Origin of the sequence: Streptomyces angustmyceticus (assembly GCF_019933235.1) — a bacterium.
Classification (GTDB): Bacteria; Actinomycetota; Actinomycetes; order Streptomycetales; family Streptomycetaceae; genus Streptomyces; species Streptomyces angustmyceticus.
Window position 1 is genome coordinate 504,714 of sequence record NZ_CP082945.1, and the last position, 20,228, is coordinate 524,941.

Below are 20,228 nucleotides of genomic sequence, written 5' to 3' on the forward strand. Positions count from 1 at the left end.
CTGAACCGTCAACTCTCGCGACCCGGCCGCCGTTCCCCGGCAGCCGGGTCGCGGTGTTCCGCCGCGATGCCGAAGCGGCGCCGTTCGCCCGGAGCGGACGGCAGCTGCCGCACGGACGAGACCGTGCTGATCACCTGCTCCTCCTCCGCGCCCTGTTCACGCCGCCCCAGCTCTTCCAGAAGCTGCAGGTCAGCGGCGGACACCAGCGCCACCAGCGGCTTGCCGTGGCGGGTGACGACCACCCGCTCACCGCCGTAGACGACTCGGTTGATCAGATCCGCCAGCTCCGCACGAGCTTGCGTCACCGGAATTTCGTAGGCCATGCTCCCATTCTAACGGGATGTACATCCTGTACATTTTTCACAGAGGAGAGGAGCAGACATGCTGCAACCGACGGCCCGCTATGTCCTTCCGGAGTTCACCGAGCGCACCTCGCAGGGGACGCGCACCATGGACCCGTATTCCAAGCTGCTCGACGAGCGCATCATCTTCCTGGGCACACCGATCGACGACGCCTCCGCCAACGACGTGATGGCGCAGCTCATCCACCTCGAACACGCCGCGCCCGAACAGGACATCTCGCTCTACATCAACTCCCCCGGCGGCTCCTTCACGGCGATGACCGCCATCTACGACACGATGCGCTTCGTGTCGTGCGACGTGATGACCGTCTGCCTGGGGCAGGCCGCCTCGTCCGCCGCGGTACTGCTGGCCGCCGGCACGCCCGGGAAGCGGCTGGCGCTGCCCGGCGCCCGGGTCCTGATCCACCAGCCGTCGTTCGGCGAACCCGTCCAGGGGCAGGCCACCGATCTGCAGATCCAGGCGCGGGAGCTGCTGCGCACCCGCGAGATGCTGGAGGAGATGCTGGCGCGGCACACCGGGCAGCCCCGCGAGCGGATCGCCGCCGACATCGAGCGCGACAAGATCTTCGACGCCCGCGCCGCGCAGGAGTACGGCCTGATCGACCAGATCACCCGCGACCGCAAGCAGTCGGCGCTCCGGCCCGCGGCGCGGTGAGCGCGATGCTGCCGCCCGAACCGCCGCCGCTGCCCGCGCTCACCCGCGCCGAGGGCGAACTCGTCGACAGCTATCTGGAGGTGCTCGATCTGCTCGGCCGGATCAACCCGGCCCGCTGCGGCGGCACCTACACCGGACTACGGGCCGCCCAGGCGCTCGTCGGCAAGGCCGCCCGGCTGCGGGACGCGCTGACGCTGATGCACAGCCGGGGCGAGAGCGAGGTGCACTCCGCGACGATGGCCCGCGCACTGCGCGTGCTGGACGGCGAGCGCCGGGCCGGGCTCGTGACGATGCCGCCACCCGGGGAGAACTGACGCGGGGACACACGGAGAGGCTGCGCAGACGGCGTAGCGTCCGCACCCGATCTGAGGAGGCGACGAATTGCGCGGGCGAACGCAATTCCCCCGGTCGCGGATGTTTCGCCGCTGGTCCGCGGGGTGCAACACCCCGCGCTGCCGCACCTGAGGGAACAAAACTAACCATTCGGGTCAATTGTGACCCATCTCACATACGGCATTTTCGGCTCGGAATTCGGGTGCCGGGTGCGTGACGATCCCTTCGACGACAAGACCCCGCCACAGCGACGGGGCGGTCCGCACGGGCGCCCAATCCCGCCGCCGTGCCGGATGACCGGTCGACGATGTGGATCGGCGGGAGCGGAGGACCCGAGCAGGACGGGGTCCCGGCCAGCACGGCCGAGGACCTCTTGGGGTGAAGCCGTACGCACGGCCGGGCATCTTCGCCTGCCCGAACCCGACAGGTCTTCCTTCGCAGGCGGCTGACGAAGGGTTTGCGCATGACCGTGCGCATGCATACGCCGAATCTGCTGGCACGCGCCGGCACCGTCACCGCTCTGACGCTGGTCACGCTCGGCGGGACCACCGTCGCTCCGGGAGCGGCCGGGAACGCGGAAGCCGCGTCCGTATCCGTCCACGCGCTACGGATCGCGGCGTCCAAGAGCGGAGCTCCTTACCGGTACGGCGCCCAGGGGCCGCACGCCTTCGACTGTTCGGGGCTGACGCTGTACTCGTTCAAGCGCGCCGGCCGGGCCCTGCCGCGCACCGCGGCCGCGCAGTACAGCCGCACCCGGCGCATCCCGGCAGGCGCGCGCCGACGCGGCGATCTGGTCTTCTTCCATTCGCGCAGCGGCATCTACCACGTCGGGATCTACGCGGGCCAGGGCCGGATGTGGCATGCGCCCAAGGCCGGGAGCGTGGTGCGGCTGGAGCGGATCTGGAGCCGTTCCGTCACGTACGGGCGCGTGGGCTGACCTGCGGGTTCACCCCCGTGCCCGGTCACGTTCCCGCGTGCCCGGGTGCGGTGGCGGGCGGCCGCCACCGCACGGGCCGCTCTCCGTGGGGATTCCGCCGCCCCGCGGACGAACCGGTGACAGCTCTGCCCCTGCGGGGGCGGACCGCCTTCAGGACAACGCCAGTTCGACGAGCAGGATGCCGCCCAGGGCCGTGAGCAGCGCTCCGGTGGTGGCTTCCAGCGCGCGGGCCACCGAGGGGCGGCGCAGCCAGGCGCCCAGCCGGTCCACGAGCAGCGCGACGAGCGGGAACCACACCAGCGCCATGGCGACGATCACCGTCGCGAGCAGCAGCGTCCGGGGCAGCGCGGGCGCTCCCGCCGGGACGAACTGCGGGAGCAGGCTGAGGAAGAGCACCGGGGCCTTGGGGTTGAGCGCGTTGGTCAGGAAACCCTGGCGCAGGCTCTGCGCCGCGCCCTGCCGAGCGGGCGGGCGGCGGGTGCCGGCCGGGGCCGCGGCGGCGGGGTCCGTCGTGCCGTCCGTCGTGGCCGTGGGGCGGCGGACGGCCGCGGCCAGGGCGCGGGCGCCGAGGTACAACAGGTAGCCGCCACCGAGGAGTTGGACGGCTTCCAGGAGCGCGGGCTCGGCGACCAGCACCGCCGCGAGCCCGGCCACCGCCAGGGCGGTGTGCACCAGCAGCCCGCCCGCGACGCCGACGGCGGCCGCCACCCCCGCCCGCCGCGAGTCGAGTGCGTTGCGCACCACCACCGCGAAGTCCGCGCCCGGCATGGCGACCATGCCGGCGGCGACCGGGGTGAAGGCGATCAGCTGTCCGTCCATGACCGCAGTCTCGCCGGTCGAAGCCTTTAATGGGTATTGCGGACTTTCATGGAGAGCCTAAAGGGATTCTTATGTACGACCCCACACGACTGGCCGCCCTCGTGGCGGTGGCGGAGGCCGGTTCGATCACCCGGGCCGCCGCCCGGCTGGGCTACACCGCTCCCGCGCTCTCCCAGCAGCTCGCCAAGCTGGAGCGGGAGGCCGGTGCGGCCCTGCTGGTGCGCCACCACCGCGGGGCGCGGCTGACGGCGGCCGGTGAGCTGCTGCTCGTCCGCGCCCGGCGGGTCCTGGACGAGCTGGACCAGGCGCGGCACGAGCTGTCCCGGCTGGCGGGGCTGTCCGGCGGGCGGCTGCAGGTCGGCACGTTCATGACCGCCGGCACCCATCTGCTGCCGCCCGCGCTCAGCGCGTTCCGGCGGGCGCACCCCGATGTGGAGCTGAGCGTCACGGAGTACGTGCCGCCGCAGGCGGCGGGGGCGGTGGCGCTGGGCGAGGTGGATCTCGCGCTGACGCACGAGTACGTGCCGGGCGAGGCGATGCCGGCGCCGGAGGGGGTGCGTCTGGAGCCGTTGCTGGCCGAGGAACTGGTGCTCGTCACGGCGCCCGGTCATGCCCTGTCAGCGGGGCCGGGACGGCTGCCGCTCGGCGAACTGGCCGGTCAGCCGCTGGTCAGCATGGCGCCGGCCAACCCCAACCGGCGCGAGGTGGAGGCCACGCTGGCGGCCGCCGGGGCGAGTGTGGCGGTGCGCTGTGAGTCGCCGAGCTATGCGGTGGTGTGTGCGCTGGTGAGCGCGGGGCTCGGGGTGGCGGTGGTGCCGGAGATGGTGGCGGAGGGGTCGATGACGCCGCTGGGGGTCCGCCGGCTGGACCCACCGGAGCTGCACCGCCGGATCTCGGTGGCCTACCGCCCCGGCGGCAGCCCGGCCGCCGACACCCTGCGGGCCCTGTTGCGCGGGGCCTTCCTCCGGCACTCCCCGGCACCGTGACGAGGCCGGGCGCGGCGTACGCCGGACGGTCGCGGCGTACGGAGACCGGCGTGGACGACGTACGGCGCGGACGGCGGCCCGTCGTCGGGCCGGCCGCCGTACCGGGGTGCGGAGGGACGAGCGGTCGCCGGGGTCAGTCCCCCGGCGCGGTGGCCACGATCGTGCGGACCGCCGCGTCGAGCTGATCATCCGTCAGGTCGGCGCGGGCGGTGAGCCGCAGCCGGGAGATCCCGTCGGGCACGGACGGCGGGCGGAAGCAGCCGACCGCGAGCCCGGCCGTGCGGCAGTCGGCGGCCCAGCGGAGCGCCGCCTCCGGCGAGGGGGCCCGCACGGAGATCACCGCCGCGTCCGGGCGCACCGCCGTCAGCCCCGCCGCGGTGAGCCGCTCGTACAGCCCCTGTGCGACCGCGACGGCCCGGGTGGCGCGCCGCGGCTCGCGGCGCAGCAGCCGCAGCGCCGCGAGGGCGCCGCCGGCCGCCGCCGGGGCGAGGCCGGTGTCGAAGATGAACGACCGGGCGGTGTTGACCAGATGCTCGACGACGCGGGCCGGGCCGAGCACCACACCGCCCTGGGAACCGAGCGACTTGGAGAGCGTCACGGTGGTCACCACATCGCCGTCGCCGGCGAGTCCTGCCGCCCACGGCGCGCCGCGGCCGCCCTCGCCCAGCACCCCCAGGCCGTGCGCGTCGTCGATGAGGAGTCCGGCGCCCCGGGTCCGGCAGACCTCGGCCAGCGCGGGGAGCGGCGCGGCGTCCCCGTCGACCGAGAACACCGCGTCGGTCACGACGAGCGCCCGGCCGTCGTGGCCGGTCAGCGCGGCGCGCACGGCCTCCGGGTCGGCGTGCGGGGCCACTTCGGTACGGGCCCGGGAGAGCCGGCAGCCGTCGATGAGGGAGGCGTGGTTGCCGGCGTCGGAGACGATCAGGGCGCCGGGGGCGGTGAGCGCGGTGACCGCGGCGAGATTCGCGGCATAGCCGGAGGACAGCACCAAAGCGGCCTCGAAGCCGCAGAACTCCGCGAGTTCCGCCTCCAGCCGGGCGTGCAGCTCGGTGCTGCCGGTGACCAGCCGGGAGCCGGTCGCGCCGGCGCCCCAGTGGTGCGCGGCGTCGGCGGCGCCACGGGTGACCTCGGGGTGCCGGGCGAGCCCGAGATAGTCGTTGCCGGCCAGGTCGAGCAGCGGGGAGTCGGCCGGGCGGGGGCGCAGGGTGCGCACGAGGCCGGCGTCGCGGCGCGCCGCACCGGCCGCATCGAGCCAGTCGAAGGCCCCGGCGCCGGACGGGCCGCCGGGCGCGGCGGCGGGCGCGGCGGGCCTTGCCGGGGAGGTGTCGCGAAGCAGCGGCGGGGCGGGGTCCTGCGGCATCGGCGTCCTTCGTCTGTCGGCCTCGATTGTGGGCTGTCGATAGACGTTAGCGGTCGTTCCGCAGGGCCACGGTGTGGCGATACACACACCTCGATCGCGGCTCGTTGTGGGAATCCTCCTTGGCCGGGGGCGGGGGCGTACGCGAGGATCAGCGCCATGGACCTGCTGAACACACTGGTGGACAAGGGACTGCGGCGCGAGTTGCCGACCCGTGAAGAGGCGCTGGCCGTACTGGCCACCTCCGATGACGAACTGCTCGATGTCGTGGCCGCGGCCGGAAAGGTACGCCGCCAGTGGTTCGGGCGGCGGGTCAAACTCAACTATCTCGTCAACCTCAAGTCGGGCCTGTGCCCCGAGGACTGCTCCTACTGCTCCCAGCGGCTGGGCTCCAAGGCCGAGATCCTCAAGTACACCTGGCTCAAGCCCGACGACGCCTCCAAGGCCGCGGCCGCCGGGGTGGCCGGTGGCGCCAAGCGGGTCTGCCTGGTGGCCAGCGGCCGCGGGCCGACGGACAAGGACGTCGACCGCGTCTCGGAGACCATCTCCGCCATCAAGGAGCAGAACGAGGGCGTCGAGGTGTGCGCCTGCCTCGGGCTGCTGTCCGACGGCCAGGCCGGGCGGCTGCGCGCGGCGGGCGCCGACGCGTACAACCACAACCTCAACACCTCGGAAGCCACCTACGGCGACATCTGCACCACGCACGACTTCTCGGACCGCGTCTCCACCGTCCAGCAGGCCCAGGCGGCCGGCATGTCGGCCTGCTCCGGTCTGATCGCCGGCATGGGCGAGAGCGACGCCGACCTCGTCGATGTGGTGTTCGCGCTGCGCGACCTGGACCCGGACTCCGTCCCGGTGAACTTCCTGATCCCCTTCGAGGGCACCCCGCTCGCCAAGGAGTGGAACCTCACCCCGCAGCGGGCGCTGCGCATCCTGGCGATGGTGCGCTTCGTCTGCCCGGACATCGAGGTACGGCTGGCCGGCGGCCGCGAGGTGCATCTGCGCAGCATGCAGCCGCTCGCGCTGCACCTGGTCAACTCCATCTTCCTCGGCGACTACCTGACCAGCGAGGGGCAGGCCGGCAAGGACGACCTCGCGATGATCGAGGACGCCGGCTTCGAGGTCGAGGGCACCGACACCACGACGCTGCCCGAGCACCGCAGGCCGGACGCCGACGAGCCGGCCGAGACCGCCGTGGAGGAGGCCGCCGTCCCGGCGCCCTCCGACGACACCCGCCGCGACCTGGTCTCGGTGCGCCGCCGCGGCGCCGGTACCGACCTGCCGCCCAATGCCTGAACCGCTCACCCCATACGCCCTGCTCGCGCTCGACCGGCAGCATGTGTGGCACCCGTACGGGCCGATGCCCGGCACCGCCGCACCGCTGCTGGTGGAGTCGGCATCGGGCGTCCGGCTCCGGCTGGGCGAACCGGTCGAGGGCCGGGACGAGTTGGTGGACGGGATGTCCTCCTGGTGGTCGGCGGTGCACGGCTACAACCACCCGGTGCTCAACGACGCCGCGCGCGGCCAGCTGGAGCGGATGAGCCATGTGATGTTCGGCGGGCTCACCCACGAGCCCGCCGTGCGGCTGGCGAAGCGGCTGGTCGACATCACCCCTGAGCCGCTGCAGCACGTCTTTCTCGCCGACTCCGGTTCGGTGTCGGTCGAGGTCGCCGTCAAGATGTGCCTGCAGTACTGGCGCTCACTCGGCAAGCCGCGCAAACAGCGGCTGCTGACCTGGCGCGGCGGGTACCACGGCGACACCTGGCAGCCGATGTCGGTCTGCGATCCGGACGGCGGGATGCACGAGCTGTGGCAGGGGGTGCTGCCGCGGCAGATCTTCGCGGACGCGCCGCCGGCCGGCTTCGGCGCCGAACCCGACGCGGCGTACGCGGCGCATCTGCGGGAGCTGATCGGCCGGCACGCCGAGGAGCTGGCGGCGGTGATCGTGGAGCCCGTGGTGCAGGGGGCGGGCGGGATGTCGTTCCACTCCCCCGCGTACCTGCGGGTGCTGCGGGAGGCCTGTGACGAGCACGGCGTCCTGCTCGTCCTCGACGAGATCGCCACCGGCTTCGGTCGTACGGGCGCGCTGTTCGCCGCCGGCCACGCGGGCATCGCGCCGGATGTGATGTGCCTGGGCAAGGCCCTGACCGGCGGTTATCTGACCCTGGCGGCGACGCTGTGCACGACGGCGGTCGCGGACGGCATCTCCCGCGGCGCCCTGCCGGTGCTGGCGCACGGCCCCACCTTCATGGGCAATCCGCTCGCCGCCGCCGTCGCCGACGCCTCGATCGGGCTGCTGCTGTCCCAGGACTGGCAGCAGGAGGTCAAGCGGATCGAGGCCGGGCTGCGGGACGGTCTGGCACCGGCCGCGCGCCTGGCCGGGGTGCGCGAGGTGCGCGTACTCGGCGCGATCGGCGTGGTCCAGCTCGACCGCGAGGTGGACATGGCGGCGGCGACCAGGGCCGCGGTCCGGGAGGGCGTCTGGCTGCGCCCGTTCCGGGATCTGATCTACACCATGCCGCCGTACATCACCGGCGACGAGGATGTGGCCCGCATCTGCGCCGCGGTGTGCGCGGCGGCCCGGGAGGGCTGAACTCACCGGCGGTGGCCGGCCCGGTCCGTTCCGGCCGGCCAGCGCCGCCCCTCGGCGGGCGACACCCCCAGGGCCGGTCGCCCGGCACCATTCGCCAGAGCCCGCGCGGGTCGGCCGCGCAGAGTCGGAGGAAGACATGTCGGTGCTGTTCGTGACGGGCACGGGCACGGAGATCGGCAAGACCGTGACCACCGCCGCGATCGCCGCGGCGGCGCTCGCCCGGGGACGGTCGGTGGCCGTGCTCAAGCCCGCCCAGACCGGTGTCACGGCGGACGAGACCGGTGACGCGGCGGAGGTCGAACGGCTGGCCGGCCCGGTGACCACCCTCGAACTCGCCCGCTTCCCCGAGCCGTTGGCACCCTCGACGGCCGCCCGGCGGGCCGGTCTGCCGCCGGTGCGCCCCCAGGACGTCGCCGAAGCCGCCGCGAAACTGGACGCCTCCCACGATCTGGTCCTGGTCGAGGGCGCGGGTGGGCTGCTGGTCCGCTTCGACGCCGAGGGCCATACCCTCGCCGACGCCGCGCGGCTGGCGGACGCGCCCGTGCTGATGGTCGCCCAGGCGGGCCTGGGCACCCTCAACGCCACCGCGCTGACCGCCCTGGCGCTGCGCTCGTACGGGCTCGACTCCCCGGGCGTCGTCATCGGCAGCTGGCCGGCCGAGCCCGATCTGGCCTCCCGCTGCAATCTGGCGGATCTGCCCGAGGCAGCGGGCGCGCCCCTCCTCGGACTGATCCCGGAGGGCTCCGGCGCGGTGCCGCCGGGGACCTTCCGGACCGCCGCCCCCGACTGGCTGGCGCCGGCGCTCGGCGGCTCGGGCGTGTTCCGTATCCCGTCCTGACGCCGGGGCCCCGCGCCTGACGCCGGGGCCCCGCGCCGCCGGACCGCCCGGTCCTCCGGAGCACCTGGCGGCCGGGCGAGGACGGCGCACACGGCCCGTACGGATGTCCGAACGGCGGTTGCGGCTGCCGCGTGCGGCTCCCGGTCCGCCCGGTGGGAAGACTGAGGACCAGGAGCGGGCGTCGTCGGCGAAAGGGTCCGTCATGTGGCAGCGCACAAAGGTTCCGCACGGCAGCGTCCATCACCCGGTGTTCGCCCGCTTCTACGCGAGCTGCTGCGGACCGGCCGCGGACGCGCGGGCGGGGGTGGCCGCGCTCCGCAGGGAGCTGCTGTCCGGCGCCGCGGGCCGGGTCATCGAGGTCGGCGCGGGATCCGGGCTGAACTTCGCGCACTATCCGGGCACGGTCTCGGAGGTGGTGGCGATCGAACCGGAGGCCACCCTGCGGGAGGTGGCCAGGTCGGCGGCGGCGCGTGCGGAGGTGCCGGTGGACCTGGTGCCGGGGGTCGCGGAGGCCCTGCCGGTCAAGAGCGAGGCGTTCGACACGGCGGTGGCGTCGCTGGTGCTGTGCTCCGTACAGGAGGTGCGGCGCGCGCTGATGGAGCTGCACCGGGTGCTGCGTCCGGGCGGTGAGCTGCGGTTCTTCGAGCACGGGCGGGCCGCGGGGCGGGGGCTGCGGGCGGTGCAGTGGTCGCTGGACCGGACGCTGTGGCCGCTGCTGATGGGCGGCTGCCACACCGGCCGGGATCCGCTGGGCGAGATCCGGACCGCCGGATTCGAGGTGCTGCGGGTGCGCCGCCTCAAGGTGCCGGAGCGCGGGCCGACGCTGCCGACGTCACCCGCGGTGCTGGGCGTGGCGCGGCGGCCGGCCGGCTGACCGGGCGCGCCGCGGCGTCACACCGTCCAGGTGCGCAGCTCGTCCGCGATGGTGCGGAGGTCGGCCGTACCCGTCTTGACGAGCCGGGCGAGGTCGCGGACCTGCTCGGGTGCGATGGTGATCTTCAGCCCGCTGGCGACGAGATAGCCGTAGGCCACGGCGGTCGCGAACATGGCGTTCGAGCGCTCCAACGCCGGTACCTGGAGCAGGAGATGCAGGAGGGAGGCGGCCCGGTCCTGGGGGTCGGTGTAGACGGGGACGCCGAATATCTCGGCTTCGTGCCGGCTGACCGCGGCCACCAGCGCGCCCCAGTCGGTGACCTGGGGGTCTCCGGGAGTGTGCTGTTCGGCGATGAGGAGGAGCCAGGCGAGGTCGATGCGCAGCGTCACGTGGTGCCCGGCAGTCCTTTGTGGTGGGTGGGGGCCGCGGCGCCCTCGGCACCGCCCGGCTCCAGGCCGAATTCCTCGGCGAATACGCGCTCGTACTGCTTCATGAAGTCGGAGGCGGCCTCGACGAAGGTCTGGCCCACCTCGCCGGCGTCCTTGAGGACGAGCTCCTCGATATAGCGGTTCATGCTCACTCCCCGCTGCAGGGCGCGCTCCCGCGCCGCTTCGGCGGTGGCCTCATCCACGCGGACGTTCAGCTGCGTCTTCGCCACCCCTCCAAGCTAGCGCGCATCCGCTAGCATCGGCAAGCGACGGCCGGAGGCGGCGGGAGCCCGGGGCAGGAGCCCAGCGGCAGGAGTCCGGGGGCGCGGGGCGCCGCCCGCCCGGATGCCGCGCGGTGCGGTCGTCGGGCGGGCGGCGCCCCGCGGGCCGGGTCTACTTGTAGCCGAAGTCCTGGGTCCAGTAGGCCCGGAGCTTGCCGCCCAGGGCGACGCCTATGCCGGTGGCCTTGGAGTGGCAGCTGAGGATGTTGGCCCGGTGGCCGGGGCTGTGCATCCAGGCGTCGAAGGCGCCCTGGGGCGTCCTCGGCCAGGCGTCGATGTTCTCGGCGGAGGCATCGTCGTAGCCCTGAGCCTCCATGCGCGCCTTGGGGTCCTTGCCGTCCCGGTTGGTGTGCGCGTAGAAGCCGTGGGCGGCCATGTCCTGGCTGTGCAGCCGGGCGGCCTTGTCCAGGCGCGGGTCGCGGTGCAGGGGCGCGCAGCCGTGCTGCTTCCTGGCGTTGTTGACGAGCCGGTTGATCTCCGCCTCGTAGCGGTCGACCTTGCTGGTGCCCCGCTGGGTCGCGGCCGGTGTGGCCGCGGGCGCGGAAGGCCGCTCGCCCGGCGTGGCCGTGGCGCTGCCGTGGGGCGAGGCCGGCGGGAAAGCTTCGTCGGCCTTCGCGTCGTCCTGGGAGTGGAAAACAGCCAGCGAGCCGGCGAGCACTCCGGTCGCGGCCACCACGCCGAGCGGAATCATCCTGGCACGGCGTCGGTGCGCACCACGCGTCTCACGCTTCGACGAAGAGAATTTCACGTTCAACTAAATCGTCTCCATGGGGGATACCGGAAGGGAAATGAACAGACCCACGGAGGGGGCCCGTTCACCGCCCACAGGCTCGCCCGGTGAACCGAACTGCCTTTCCGAGAGCCGGATTACCGTAACAAAACAATTGACCTTCGATGCCCGGCCCGAGGAGGTGGACCGGTCCGCCCGGTGCGGCCGGAATGCCGGAACATGCCCGCTTTTCCCCACCCTTCGACCGCCTGGCGTTTCCCCTCTCCCGCACTCCTGCCACCTCACACATATTCCAACTCCGCGACTCTCGGGGTGAGTTCATCGACGACTGCATCTCGGAGATCCGATATGCGCGAACAGTTCATCGAGGTCATCGGTGAAAAACCGCCGCCACCAGGACCCTTGTACCGAAGATCCGACGGCTCCCGGCGCCTGGCCGGAGGAAATCCGCGCACTGCCGAACCGTCTCCACCCGCGTCAGAGAAAGAAATTCGCGGGCCCAGCCACAGAAAAAGTCCGCCTCGGCGGCGACCGGGAACCCCGCGCAGACATCGCGTTTCCTGTGATATCCCGGGGTTCATTTCCCCCGCACCGGACGGGACTTACGGGCGGCGCGACGCATCGACGGTCGGACTCCTCCTCCCCCCGGAACCCGCGTGACGCGCCGACCAGGACCGGCTTCGCGCTTGTGCCTCAGCGACGGGATCCGCCCCGGCACGGCTCCGTGCGGAGAAAGCGGTCGACGCCGCGGCCGGGCCGGTGATGGGATTCGATCATGAGTGATTTCCTGGTCCGGGCCGGAACGCCGGACGATCTCGATACGGTCCTCGCCTTCTGGAAGGGTGCCGCGGAGGGCACCAGCATCAGCGACGACACCGACGGCGTGGCCCGGCTGGTGGCCCGCGATCCCGAGTCCCTGCTCCTCGCCGAGCGGGACGGCGAACTGGTGGGCACGGTGATCGCCGGGTTCGACGGCTGGCGCTGCCACCTCTACCGGCTGGCCGTGCACCCCGGGCACCGCAGGCAGGGCATCGGGGGCGCGCTGCTGGCGGCCGCCGAGGAGCGGTTCCGGGCGCTGGGCGGCCGGCGCGGCGACGCGATGGTGCTGGACCGCAACGAGTCCGCGCAGCACGCTTGGCGCGCCGCGGGGTACGCGCCCGAGCCGCAGTGGAGCCGCTGGGTCAAGCACCTCGACCGCATCGAGGACTGAACGGGGCGCTCGCCGCCGCGCGGAGCCCGTCCCGTGCCCCCCCCCGGCCCGGGGCGGGCTCGCCCCCGACCCGTCCACTTTGCTGATCCTTTACCATGGAGGCTCCCTTCCCCGAGTGAAAGGTGCGTGAGCGTCCAGCCATGGACGAGCCTCCTAGTTGCCGGTCATCCCTCCGGCAGAGCGCGAACCTCCCGATCCTGTTCGATCATGGGACGGAGGTGACCCGATGACCGACCTGCTCTTCCTGGGCGTGGCGCTCCTGCTGACCCTCGCCTGCGGGGTCTTCGTCGCCGCCGAGTTCTCCCTGACCACCGTCGAGCGCAGCGACCTCGAACGTGCCGCCGAGCGCGGCGAGCGGGGCGCGGACAGCGCCCTGAAGGCGGTCCGCGGCCTCACCTTCCAGCTCTCCGGCGCCCAGCTCGGCATCACCGTCACCGGCCTGGTCATCGGCATGCTGTCCAAGCCGGCCATCGCCACTCTGCTGGCGGGTCCGCTGGCCGCGATGGGCCTGTCGCGCGCGGTGGCGGACTCCGCCGCCCTGGTGCTCGGCACGGCGGTCTCGACGGTCGTGCTGATGGTCGTCGGTGAGCTGGTCCCGAAGAACTGGGCCATCTCCCACCCGCTGGGCATCGCCAGGAAGGTGGCCACCGCCCAGCGCGGCTTCAGCGCCGCCTTCCGGCCGCTGATCCGGCATCTCAACAACGCCGCGAACCGGATGGTCCGCCGGATGGGCCTGGAGCCCGCCGAGGAGCTGGCCTCGGCGCGCGGCCCGCAGGAGCTGGTGGCGCTGGCGCGGCACTCCGCCAAGGAAGGCGCCCTGGAGCCCGACACCGCCGAGCTGTTCGTCCGGACCCTCAACCTCGGCGATCTGACCGCGGAGAACGTGATGACACCGCGGGTGCAGGTGATCGCGCTGGAGGTGCAGTCCACCGCGGAGGACGTGGCCAATGCGACCCGGGCGACGGGCCTGTCCCGCTTCCCGGTCTACCGCGGCAGCCTGGACAGCGTCGTCGGGGTGGCGCACATCAAGGACGTCCTGGCCGTCCCGGCCGAGCGCCGGCACCGGTACCCGGTCTCCGAGCTGGTGCGCGAGCCGCTGCTCGTACCCACGACGCTGACCGTGGACCGGCTGCTGGACCGGCTCTCCGGCAGGCGCACGATGGCCGTGGTCATCGACGAGTACGGCGGTACGGCCGGCGTGGTGACGCTGGAGGACATCGTCGAGGAGGTGGTCGGCGAGGTCCGCGACGAGCACGATCCGATGGAGACCCCCGATCTGGCGCCGGCCGGCAGCGACGCCGAGGGCCGCAGCGTCTACCAGGCCGACGGCGCCGCCCGCACCGACCAGCTGGAACGGATCGGCCTGCGGCTGCCGGAGGGCCCGTACGAGACCCTGGCCGGCCTGATCGCCACCGAGCTGGGCCGGATACCGGTCGCCGGCGACACCCTGGAGGTGGCCGGCTGGTGGATGGACGTCCTCGACGCGTCCGGCCATCGCGCGGCGCGGGTGCTGCTGCACGCCCCCCGCCCCGGCAGCACCGGTGAGCAGGAGAAGGAGGCCGGCCGATGACCGCCCTGCAGTTGTTCGTGGGTCTGCTGACGCTGGTCGTCAACGCCTTCTTCGTGGGCGCCGAGTTCGCCCTGATCTCGGTGCGCCGCAGTCAGATCGAGCCGTACGCGGAGCGCGGTGACCGCCGGGCGACCAGCGTGCTGTGGGGTCTGCAGCACGTCTCGGCCCTGCTCGCGGCCGCCCAGCTGGGCATCACGCTGTGCACCCTGGTGCTGGGCGCGGTCGCCGAGCCGGCCATCGCGCACCTCCTGGAGCCGGTGTTCCACGCGGTGGGGATCTCGCCGGCGCTGATCCACCCGATCTCGTTCGTGATCGCGCTGTCGCTGGCGACGTATCTGCACATGCTCTTCGGCGAGATGGTGCCGAAGAACGTCGCGCTGGCGGAGCCGGTCCGCAGCGCCCTGCTGCTCGGGCCGCCGCTGGTCGCGCTGACCCGGGCGCTGCGCCCGGTGATCTTCGCGATCAACGCGCTGGCCAACACGCTGCTCAAGCTGCTGCGGGTGGAGACCCGCGACGAGGTCGCCGCGACGTTCTCGGACGCCCAGCTGGCGAAGATGGTCGAGGACTCGCGGGCGGCCGGGCTGCTCGACGAACGGGCGCAGGAGCGGCTGCGGGACGCCCTGGATCTGGGCCGCCGCCCGGTGCGGGACGTGGTGCTGCCGGTGGAGAAGGTCGTCTCCGCGCGGATGGGGGCCACCCCCGAGGAGCTGGAGCAGCTGGCCGCCGAGTCCGGTTTCTCCCGCTTCCCCGTCGTCGACGACACCCGCCGCATCCTCGGCTACCTGCACGTCAAGGACGCGCTGGACGCCACCCCCCGCACCGAGCCCTTCCCGGTGTCCGCGCTGCGCCCGATCGCCCGGGTCAAGGCGTCGACGCTGCTGGACGACGTACTGACCGCGATGCGCGGATCCCGTACGCACCTGGCCGCGGTGATCGGTGACGACGGGCGGCTGGCCGGGCTGGTGACGATGGAGGACGTCCTGCGCGAGCTGGTGCTGCAGCGGCCCGCGGCCTGACGCGGGACGGGATTCCCGGCCCGCGGCCCGACGGGGGCGGGATTCCCGGGCTCTGACCGATCGGTTAGATTGTTGACCGATCGGTCAGACGCGGTTGCGCGCCGGCCGGTCGTCATCGCATGGGTGCGCGACGAGGGGGGCTGGGGCGTGGACCGTACAACGTGCTGCATCGTGGGCGGCGGGCCGGCGGGGATGATGCTCGGGCTGCTGCTGGCCAGGGCCGGCGTCGAGGTGACCGTCCTGGAGAAGCACCGCGACTTCCTGCGGGACTTCCGCGGGGACACCGTCCATCCGTCGACCCTGCGCCTGCTGGACGAACTCGGCCTCGGCGAGGAGTTCGCGCGGCTGCCGTTCGCGAAGCTGGCGGAGATGCGGGCGCGCATCGGCACCACCGAGGTGGTGATGAGCGATATGCGGCGCATCCCCGGCCGGCACAAGTACTTCGCGATGGTCCCGCAGTGGGACTTCCTCGACCTGCTCGCGCGGGCGGCCGCGGAGGAGCCGGGCTTCACCCTGCGGATGCGCACCGAAGTGACGGGGCTGCTGACCGAGGGCGGCCGCGTCACGGGGGTGCGGTTCCGCGACGAGCACGGCGCCCCCGGCGAGCTGACCGCGGATCTGACGGTCGCCTGCGACGGCCGGCACTCGCGGGTGCGACAGGCGGCCGGGCTGCGGCAACGGCTCTTCGAGGTGCCGATGGACGTCTGGCAGGTACGGGTGGAGGCCCCGGCCGACACGCTCAAGAGCGGCCGGATCTTCGCGCGTTTCGGCGACGGACAGGCCGCGGTCACCATGGACCGCGGCACGTACTTCCAGACCTCCTACCTGATCGGGAAGGGCCGGGACGCGGAGCTGCGCGCCCGGGACGTCCAGTGGCTGCGCGACCGGCTGGGCGCGCTGTTCGACTGGGACGACGCGGTGACCGGCCACATCGGCTCCTGGGACGACGTCAAGCTGCTGGAGGTGACCTTCGGGCGGCTGCGGCGCTGGTATCGCGAAGGTCTGCTGTGCATCGGGGACGCGGCGCACACCATGTCGCCGGTCGGCGGGGTGGGCGTCGGCCTGGCGCTGCAGGACGCGGTCGCGGCGGCCCGGATCCTGGCGGCACCGCTGCGGCGCGGCAGGGTCGGCGTGGCCGACCTGGCGCGGGTGCAGAAGCGTCGGCAGCTGCCGACGGCCGTGCTGCAGCAGGCCCAGCGGGCCGAGCACACGATGATCCGGTCCGCGCTGGCCGGCACCCTCGACGCCGGCCGGCTGCCGGTGCCGATGCGGCTGCTGCGGCGGGTGCCGCCGCTGCGGACGGTGGCCGGCACGCTGGGCGGCTACGGGATCCGCCCCGAGCGGGCCCCCGGTTTCGCCCGGGTCAGGCCCGGCGCCCGATCGCGTTGAGGGTGAACTCCTCCAGCTCGCCGGCCGCGGCGTCCAGGTCGAGTTCCGGGTGGGCCAGCCAGTGCGCGATCACCCCGTCGATCGCCCCGCCGATGGCCAGGGCGACGGTCTGGACATCGAACTCCCGCAGTACCCCCGCCTGCTGACCTGCCGTCAGCAGTTCGGCCAGGTGCTGCCAGCGGCCGTGGGTGTCGTGCGATCCTGGCGTCTTGAGGCGGGTGCCCCCGTCGTCGTCGAGGAGCATCTCGGTGATGACGCGCACCTGGCGGCGGTGGGCCTGCTGATAGCCGATCATCGCCCGCACATAGGCGACGATCGCCGCCCGGGGGCCGTCCGCCCGCACCAGGCACGCGTCCACGTACTCGCGGAACTGCGCCATCACCTGTTCCAGCGCCGCCCGGGTCAGGTTGTCCTTGGAGGAGAAGTGGTAGAGCACCGCGGCCTTGGAGACCCCGGCGCGCTCGGCGATCGCCGAGAGCGAGGTCGCTGGGTAGCCGCGGGTAGAGATCAGGTCGACGGTGGCGTCGATGAGCTGCTGGCGGCGGGCCCGTTCGGTGAAGGTCGGCGCGTCGGGGCCGGCGCCCCGGCGAGGAGTCATCGCGCTGCCACCCGTACCTTTCCTCGCCCTCTCGACGAGATCAGACCGTACACCGGGGGCGCCGGGCGCAGCGGCGGGGACCGGGCCATACCGCGCGGTATGGAGCGCGGTAGGATCACCGCGCCATGGAGATGAATGCTCACTGCACCAGTTTCATCGCGGTCGGCGACAGCTTCACCGAGGGCATGTCGGACGGGCTCCCGGACGGCTCCTACCGCGGCTGGGCCGATCTGCTCGCCGCCCGGCTGGCGGCCGCCGCGCCCGGTTTCCGGTACGCCAACCTCGCGGTGCGCGGCAAGCTCATCGGGCAGATCGCCGACGAGCAGTGCGGTCCCGCGGCCTCGATGGGCGCCGATCTGGTGACACTGGTCGGCGGCCTCAACGACGTCCTGCGGCCGCGCTGCGACGTGGACCGGGTGTGCGCGCGGTTCGAGGAGGCGGCGGCGCTGCTGGCACGCGGCGGCGGGCAACTGGTGCTGATGCGCAGTCCGGGCCGGCAGGGGCCGGTGCTGGAGCGCTTCCGGCCGCGGATGGAGCGGCTCTTCGCCTGGATCGACGAAGTGGCCGCGCGGCACGGCGCGCTGGTCGTGGACCTGTTCGCCTCGCACGCGCTGTCCGACCCGCGCATGTGGGCCGACGACCGGCTGCATCTGAACGCCGAGGGGCACCGCAGGGTGGCGGAGGCCGTGTGCCAGACGCTCGGGCTGCCCGCCGCGGCGGACTGGAACGCGCCGCTGCCGGCCGCCCCGCCGCCGGGCTGGGGTGCCCGTCGCGGCGCGGATCTGCGCTTCGCACGCGAGCATCTGGTGCCGTGGATAGGCCGGCGCCTGTCCGGCCGCTCCTCCGGGGACGACCGGACAGGCGCCCACTTCAGCGCCGAGCTGGGCAAAGCCTTCTGGACCACCCCCGCGGACCACACGAACCCGGGCCCTGTGACGGACTGGCGACGGGTGCAGCCTTGACCCGATCCCCTGCCCGGCGCTGACGCGATCCACGACCAGCTGGCCGGACCCGCTCGAGGCGGATGCCGTAACTCGTGGCCGGCCAGGACCTCAATCCGTTCCCTTGCGTAGCAGCCTGAATATTTGTTGGATGACGTGAACTTAGGCAGGTCGTTGCGGAAAAATAGATGCCCCCCGACTTGCTCCACTACAGATTTCATTAGCGGCTGCCTGAAATAATCAGCTGCATGCCCCCCACCTCCTCGCTTTCCTCCATTCATGCACTATGCCCGTCCCGCTCCGGTCCTCGCTCTCCGGCGGCGCGAGTTGGCCGTCCACGAGCGCACGCACGGGACTCGGACGGAGCAGTCAGCGCGCACTACTGGGCGAACCACCCTTCTAGCGCAGCGTCCGCTACGCCCCACTCGCGCACACCGGACTCCTCGTCCAGGAGAGCCAGGAGAGCGCGGAGGTGGTGGTCGCCAGTTCTCTCTGGCAATTCACCGAGGGACCGGCCGGACAGCCCGGTGCGATATTCCCCCTCGCCGGCGAGATGACGCAGGCCGGCCACACCCAGGAGCTGCTGGTCGCGGCAGAACGGGAACGGGGCGCCGCCGGCGCCTTCGTGGCCTCCGCCGGGTGCAGGGGCTGTCCCGTAATCCCCGGCGGGCGCACGACGAGCTACGACACTCCCCCGGCTAACGCCGGGAGGCACCCCCACGCCGCGTTGTCGGGTCGCCCGAATAAGCCCAGTATGAGAATGCCCCTCCGCCTTGCGATGCAGCTCGGCATCCGTACGGAATGCCAGGTCGGCCGGGAGGCGACATCGCCCGGCCCACCGGCACCAACAGGTATGGAGGCGCGGAGTCCGGCTGCCACTCGATGACTGCGGATATTCTTTTCCAGCGCTGCACAGGAATCCAGCATGCATATATCTCATGCCGCACGCGGTGCGACTTGCTGCGCTGTTCTGACCTGCCTGGTGTCCGCGCTCACCGTTTCCGGCGCCGCCGCCCCTCAGCACCGAAAGAGTGTGTGCCGGACCCCGGACAAGGGCGGAGGCGACAGCGGACCGGATCGGTACCGGTACAAGGTGCGGAACGTCTATCCGCACGATCCGACGGCCTTCACCGAGGGGCTGATAGCTGACCATGGTTCGCTCTACGAAAGCACCGGGCGTTACGGGGAATCCGAGGTCCGCCGGGTGGACGTACATTCCGGCGAGGTGATCCAGCGGAAGGCCCTCGATGCACAGCACTTCGGCGAAGGAATAACTGATTACAAAGGGCAACTCGTCCAGTTGACCTACAAGGGTAAGCAGGGGTTCATCTACGACAAGAGGAGCCTTGAGGAGACCGGCGAGTTCTCCGTCTCGGCCGAGGGATGGGGGCTCACCTCCCTCGACGATCGGTTGATCATGAGTGACGGTAGCTCCACCTTGTACTCGATCGACCCGGAGACGAGCCGCCAAAAGCCGCTGTTCCAGGTTACCGAGAACGGCAGGAAGGTTGACAAAATCAACGAGTTGGAAACCGTGGACGGGTGCATCTATGCCAATATTTTTCATTCGGACAGAATCATCAAGATCGATCCCCGTACGGGAAAAGTGATCTCTTCTGTTGACATGACCGGCCTGAACCCTGACCCTTCACGCCCGTACTCCGCAGTCCTTAACGGCATCGCCTTCGATGCGCGGACCCGAAAGATGTATGTGACCGGAAAACTATGGAATCACGTTTACGAAATAACTCTGAAGAACGTGTCCTCCTCCGGCTCTACGGCACCTTCTCCCCCTGCCCCGGAGCCGCAAGGCGCACGCCGTTGCAAGGTGCAGAGGCATGGGCGGTAGAGATGAGGGCGACGCGGTGGTGCCTACCGGGCCGAGTGCGGCCCTCGAAGCGGGCCAAGCCGCGCGCCCGTTTCATCTCGCGGTGGTCGTGCTCGATACGCCATCTGAGCTTCGCGTTGCAGGCGAGGGTGGCCGGCGGAGCGCAGGTGCGTTGCGAGAGTGACCTTGCCAGTCACCGTTGAACACGGTGTCGCCTGAGGTTCCGTCCGGCGGATCATGTGACCGTCTTGCCCCGGGCCTGTCCTGTTCGTGAGGTGGGGCGGGGGCCCGGGCGGGGCGATCTGACGAACGATGAGTGGGCACGACTCGTACCGCATCTACCGAAGACCGGTCGCCGGGCCGACGGTTGAGCGCCACCGGAACGCTGGTCGGCCACTCGCTGCGCGGCATGAAGTTGCTGTGAGTCGAGGGCCGACGGCAGGCGCCAAGTGCGGCGCCCCGGAACAGAGTTGCCGTGCGCTG

General features: G+C 72.2%; 21 protein-coding genes and 1 riboswitch. Of the genes, 14 read left to right on the forward strand and 7 right to left on the reverse strand.

Annotated features, from left to right (window positions below; translation table 11 throughout):
* Positions 1-8: 8 nt before the first annotated feature.
* Complete coding sequence (locus tag K7396_RS02240) at positions 9-323, reverse strand: type II toxin-antitoxin system Phd/YefM family antitoxin (protein WP_086716744.1); 315 nt, start codon at positions 321-323, stop codon at positions 9-11.
* Positions 324-381: 58 nt separating this feature from the next.
* On the opposite strand from K7396_RS02240, the gene K7396_RS02245 reads away from it, so the two are divergent.
* The 3 genes from K7396_RS02245 (at position 382) to K7396_RS02255 (ending at position 2,287) form a co-directional block, all read left to right on the forward strand.
* Positions 382-1,017, forward strand: a complete 636-nt coding sequence (locus tag K7396_RS02245; protein ID WP_086716745.1) for an ATP-dependent Clp protease proteolytic subunit — start codon at positions 382-384, stop codon at positions 1,015-1,017.
* Between the two features lie 5 nt (positions 1,018-1,022).
* Positions 1,023-1,331 (forward strand): hypothetical protein, encoded by a 309-nt coding sequence (locus tag K7396_RS02250; protein ID WP_086716746.1) that lies wholly within the window; start codon positions 1,023-1,025, stop codon positions 1,329-1,331.
* Between the two features lie 311 nt (positions 1,332-1,642).
* Positions 1,643-1,809, forward strand: a riboswitch (cyclic di-AMP (ydaO/yuaA leader).
* A gap of 4 nt (positions 1,810-1,813) precedes the next feature.
* Positions 1,814-2,287, forward strand: coding sequence for a C40 family peptidase (locus K7396_RS02255; protein WP_086716747.1), 474 nt, complete (start codon positions 1,814-1,816; stop codon positions 2,285-2,287).
* A gap of 150 nt (positions 2,288-2,437) precedes the next feature.
* On the opposite strand, the gene K7396_RS02260 is transcribed toward K7396_RS02255, so the two are convergent.
* The gene (locus K7396_RS02260) at positions 2,438-3,106 is read right to left on the reverse strand and encodes a LysE family transporter (protein WP_086716748.1); all 669 of its coding nucleotides are present in this window, start codon (positions 3,104-3,106) and stop codon (positions 2,438-2,440) included.
* A gap of 71 nt (positions 3,107-3,177) precedes the next feature.
* On the opposite strand from K7396_RS02260, the gene K7396_RS02265 reads away from it, so the two are divergent.
* Positions 3,178-4,092, forward strand: a complete 915-nt coding sequence (locus tag K7396_RS02265; protein WP_086716749.1) for a LysR family transcriptional regulator — start codon at positions 3,178-3,180, stop codon at positions 4,090-4,092.
* A 133-nt stretch (positions 4,093-4,225) separates the two neighbouring features.
* Here the strand turns inward: K7396_RS02265 and K7396_RS02270 are convergent, their stop codons facing one another.
* Complete coding sequence (locus K7396_RS02270; RefSeq protein ID WP_086716750.1) at positions 4,226-5,452, reverse strand: 8-amino-7-oxononanoate synthase; 1,227 nt, start codon at positions 5,450-5,452, stop codon at positions 4,226-4,228.
* 156 nt (positions 5,453-5,608) lie between these two features.
* Between K7396_RS02270 and bioB the strand changes: the two genes are divergently transcribed.
* From bioB to K7396_RS02290, 4 genes are all read left to right on the forward strand, one after another.
* On the forward strand, positions 5,609-6,745 hold the full coding sequence (gene bioB / locus K7396_RS02275; protein ID WP_086716751.1) for a biotin synthase BioB: 1,137 nt from the start codon (positions 5,609-5,611) through the stop codon (positions 6,743-6,745).
* Positions 6,738-8,042 carry an adenosylmethionine--8-amino-7-oxononanoate transaminase gene (locus K7396_RS02280; RefSeq protein ID WP_086716752.1) on the forward strand — a complete coding sequence of 435 codons (1,305 nt, stop codon included), beginning with the start codon at positions 6,738-6,740 and terminating at the stop codon, positions 8,040-8,042. Before bioB ends, K7396_RS02280 begins: the two co-directional genes overlap by 8 nt.
* A gap of 136 nt (positions 8,043-8,178) precedes the next feature.
* A complete protein-coding gene (gene bioD, locus K7396_RS02285; RefSeq protein WP_086716753.1) occupies positions 8,179-8,880 on the forward strand; it encodes a dethiobiotin synthase in 702 nt (233 codons plus the stop codon).
* A 202-nt stretch (positions 8,881-9,082) separates the two neighbouring features.
* On the forward strand, positions 9,083-9,754 hold the full coding sequence (locus K7396_RS02290) for a class I SAM-dependent methyltransferase (RefSeq protein ID WP_086716754.1): 672 nt from the start codon (positions 9,083-9,085) through the stop codon (positions 9,752-9,754).
* 17 nt (positions 9,755-9,771) lie between these two features.
* Here K7396_RS02290 and K7396_RS02295 read toward each other — a convergent pair whose 3' ends face one another.
* The 3 genes from K7396_RS02295 to K7396_RS02305 form a co-directional block, all read right to left on the reverse strand.
* Positions 9,772-10,143, reverse strand: a complete 372-nt coding sequence (locus tag K7396_RS02295) for a fic family toxin-antitoxin system, toxin component (RefSeq protein WP_086716755.1) — start codon at positions 10,141-10,143, stop codon at positions 9,772-9,774.
* Positions 10,140-10,412, reverse strand: a complete 273-nt coding sequence (locus tag K7396_RS02300; protein ID WP_086716756.1) for a toxin-antitoxin system HicB family antitoxin — start codon at positions 10,410-10,412, stop codon at positions 10,140-10,142. The genes K7396_RS02295 and K7396_RS02300 overlap by 4 nt, the downstream gene beginning before the upstream one ends.
* 163 nt (positions 10,413-10,575) lie before the next feature.
* Complete coding sequence (locus K7396_RS02305) at positions 10,576-11,154, reverse strand: CAP domain-containing protein (protein WP_086716757.1); 579 nt, start codon at positions 11,152-11,154, stop codon at positions 10,576-10,578.
* Between the two features lie 814 nt (positions 11,155-11,968).
* Between K7396_RS02305 and K7396_RS02310 the strand changes: the two genes are divergently transcribed.
* From K7396_RS02310 to K7396_RS02325, 4 genes are all read left to right on the forward strand, one after another.
* Positions 11,969-12,403 carry a GNAT family N-acetyltransferase gene (locus K7396_RS02310; RefSeq protein ID WP_086716758.1) on the forward strand — a complete coding sequence of 145 codons (435 nt, stop codon included), beginning with the start codon at positions 11,969-11,971 and terminating at the stop codon, positions 12,401-12,403.
* Positions 12,404-12,629: 226 nt separating this feature from the next.
* Positions 12,630-13,973 carry a hemolysin family protein gene (locus K7396_RS02315; protein WP_086716759.1) on the forward strand — a complete coding sequence of 448 codons (1,344 nt, stop codon included), beginning with the start codon at positions 12,630-12,632 and terminating at the stop codon, positions 13,971-13,973.
* Positions 13,970-14,989 (forward strand): hemolysin family protein, encoded by a 1,020-nt coding sequence (locus K7396_RS02320; RefSeq protein WP_086716760.1) that lies wholly within the window; start codon positions 13,970-13,972, stop codon positions 14,987-14,989. Before K7396_RS02315 ends, K7396_RS02320 begins: the two co-directional genes overlap by 4 nt.
* Positions 14,990-15,136: 147 nt before the next feature.
* A complete protein-coding gene (locus tag K7396_RS02325; RefSeq protein ID WP_086716761.1) occupies positions 15,137-16,378 on the forward strand; it encodes an FAD-dependent oxidoreductase in 1,242 nt (413 codons plus the stop codon).
* Here K7396_RS02325 and K7396_RS02330 read toward each other — a convergent pair.
* On the reverse strand, positions 16,353-16,976 hold the full coding sequence (locus K7396_RS02330; RefSeq protein WP_086716762.1) for a TetR/AcrR family transcriptional regulator: 624 nt from the start codon (positions 16,974-16,976) through the stop codon (positions 16,353-16,355). The genes K7396_RS02325 and K7396_RS02330 overlap by 26 nt on opposite strands.
* A 125-nt stretch (positions 16,977-17,101) precedes the next feature.
* Here K7396_RS02330 and K7396_RS02335 point away from each other — a divergent pair, with 125 nt between their 5' ends.
* Positions 17,102-17,938 carry an SGNH/GDSL hydrolase family protein gene (locus tag K7396_RS02335; protein ID WP_086716763.1) on the forward strand — a complete coding sequence of 279 codons (837 nt, stop codon included), beginning with the start codon at positions 17,102-17,104 and terminating at the stop codon, positions 17,936-17,938.
* Between the two features lie 961 nt (positions 17,939-18,899).
* Positions 18,900-19,766: a glutaminyl-peptide cyclotransferase gene (locus tag K7396_RS02340; RefSeq protein WP_158101101.1), complete on the forward strand. Its 867-nt coding sequence runs from the start codon at positions 18,900-18,902 to the stop codon at positions 19,764-19,766.
* Positions 19,767-20,228 lie beyond the last annotated feature (462 nt).

Coding starts and splice junctions, on each gene's coding strand:
- K7396_RS02320 (WP_086716760.1), top strand. CDS start 13,970: ATGACCGCCCTGCAGTTGTTCGTGGGTCTGCTGACGCTGGTCGTCAAC.
- K7396_RS02240 (WP_086716744.1), bottom strand. CDS start 323: ATGGCCTACGAAATTCCGGTGACGCAAGCTCGTGCGGAGCTGGCGGAT.
- K7396_RS02290 (WP_086716754.1), top strand. CDS start 9,083: ATGTGGCAGCGCACAAAGGTTCCGCACGGCAGCGTCCATCACCCGGTG.
- K7396_RS02265 (WP_086716749.1), top strand. CDS start 3,178: ATGTACGACCCCACACGACTGGCCGCCCTCGTGGCGGTGGCGGAGGCC.
- K7396_RS02310 (WP_086716758.1), top strand. CDS start 11,969: ATGAGTGATTTCCTGGTCCGGGCCGGAACGCCGGACGATCTCGATACG.
- K7396_RS02260 (WP_086716748.1), bottom strand. CDS start 3,106: ATGGACGGACAGCTGATCGCCTTCACCCCGGTCGCCGCCGGCATGGTC.
- bioD (WP_086716753.1), top strand. CDS start 8,179: ATGTCGGTGCTGTTCGTGACGGGCACGGGCACGGAGATCGGCAAGACC.
- K7396_RS02250 (WP_086716746.1), top strand. CDS start 1,023: ATGCTGCCGCCCGAACCGCCGCCGCTGCCCGCGCTCACCCGCGCCGAG.
- K7396_RS02315 (WP_086716759.1), top strand. CDS start 12,630: ATGACCGACCTGCTCTTCCTGGGCGTGGCGCTCCTGCTGACCCTCGCC.
- K7396_RS02280 (WP_086716752.1), top strand. CDS start 6,738: ATGCCTGAACCGCTCACCCCATACGCCCTGCTCGCGCTCGACCGGCAG.
- K7396_RS02245 (WP_086716745.1), top strand. CDS start 382: ATGCTGCAACCGACGGCCCGCTATGTCCTTCCGGAGTTCACCGAGCGC.
- bioB (WP_086716751.1), top strand. CDS start 5,609: ATGGACCTGCTGAACACACTGGTGGACAAGGGACTGCGGCGCGAGTTG.
- K7396_RS02255 (WP_086716747.1), top strand. CDS start 1,814: ATGACCGTGCGCATGCATACGCCGAATCTGCTGGCACGCGCCGGCACC.
- K7396_RS02270 (WP_086716750.1), bottom strand. CDS start 5,452: ATGCCGCAGGACCCCGCCCCGCCGCTGCTTCGCGACACCTCCCCGGCA.
- K7396_RS02330 (WP_086716762.1), bottom strand. CDS start 16,976: ATGACTCCTCGCCGGGGCGCCGGCCCCGACGCGCCGACCTTCACCGAA.
- K7396_RS02335 (WP_086716763.1), top strand. CDS start 17,102: ATGGAGATGAATGCTCACTGCACCAGTTTCATCGCGGTCGGCGACAGC.
- K7396_RS02305 (WP_086716757.1), bottom strand. CDS start 11,154: ATGATTCCGCTCGGCGTGGTGGCCGCGACCGGAGTGCTCGCCGGCTCG.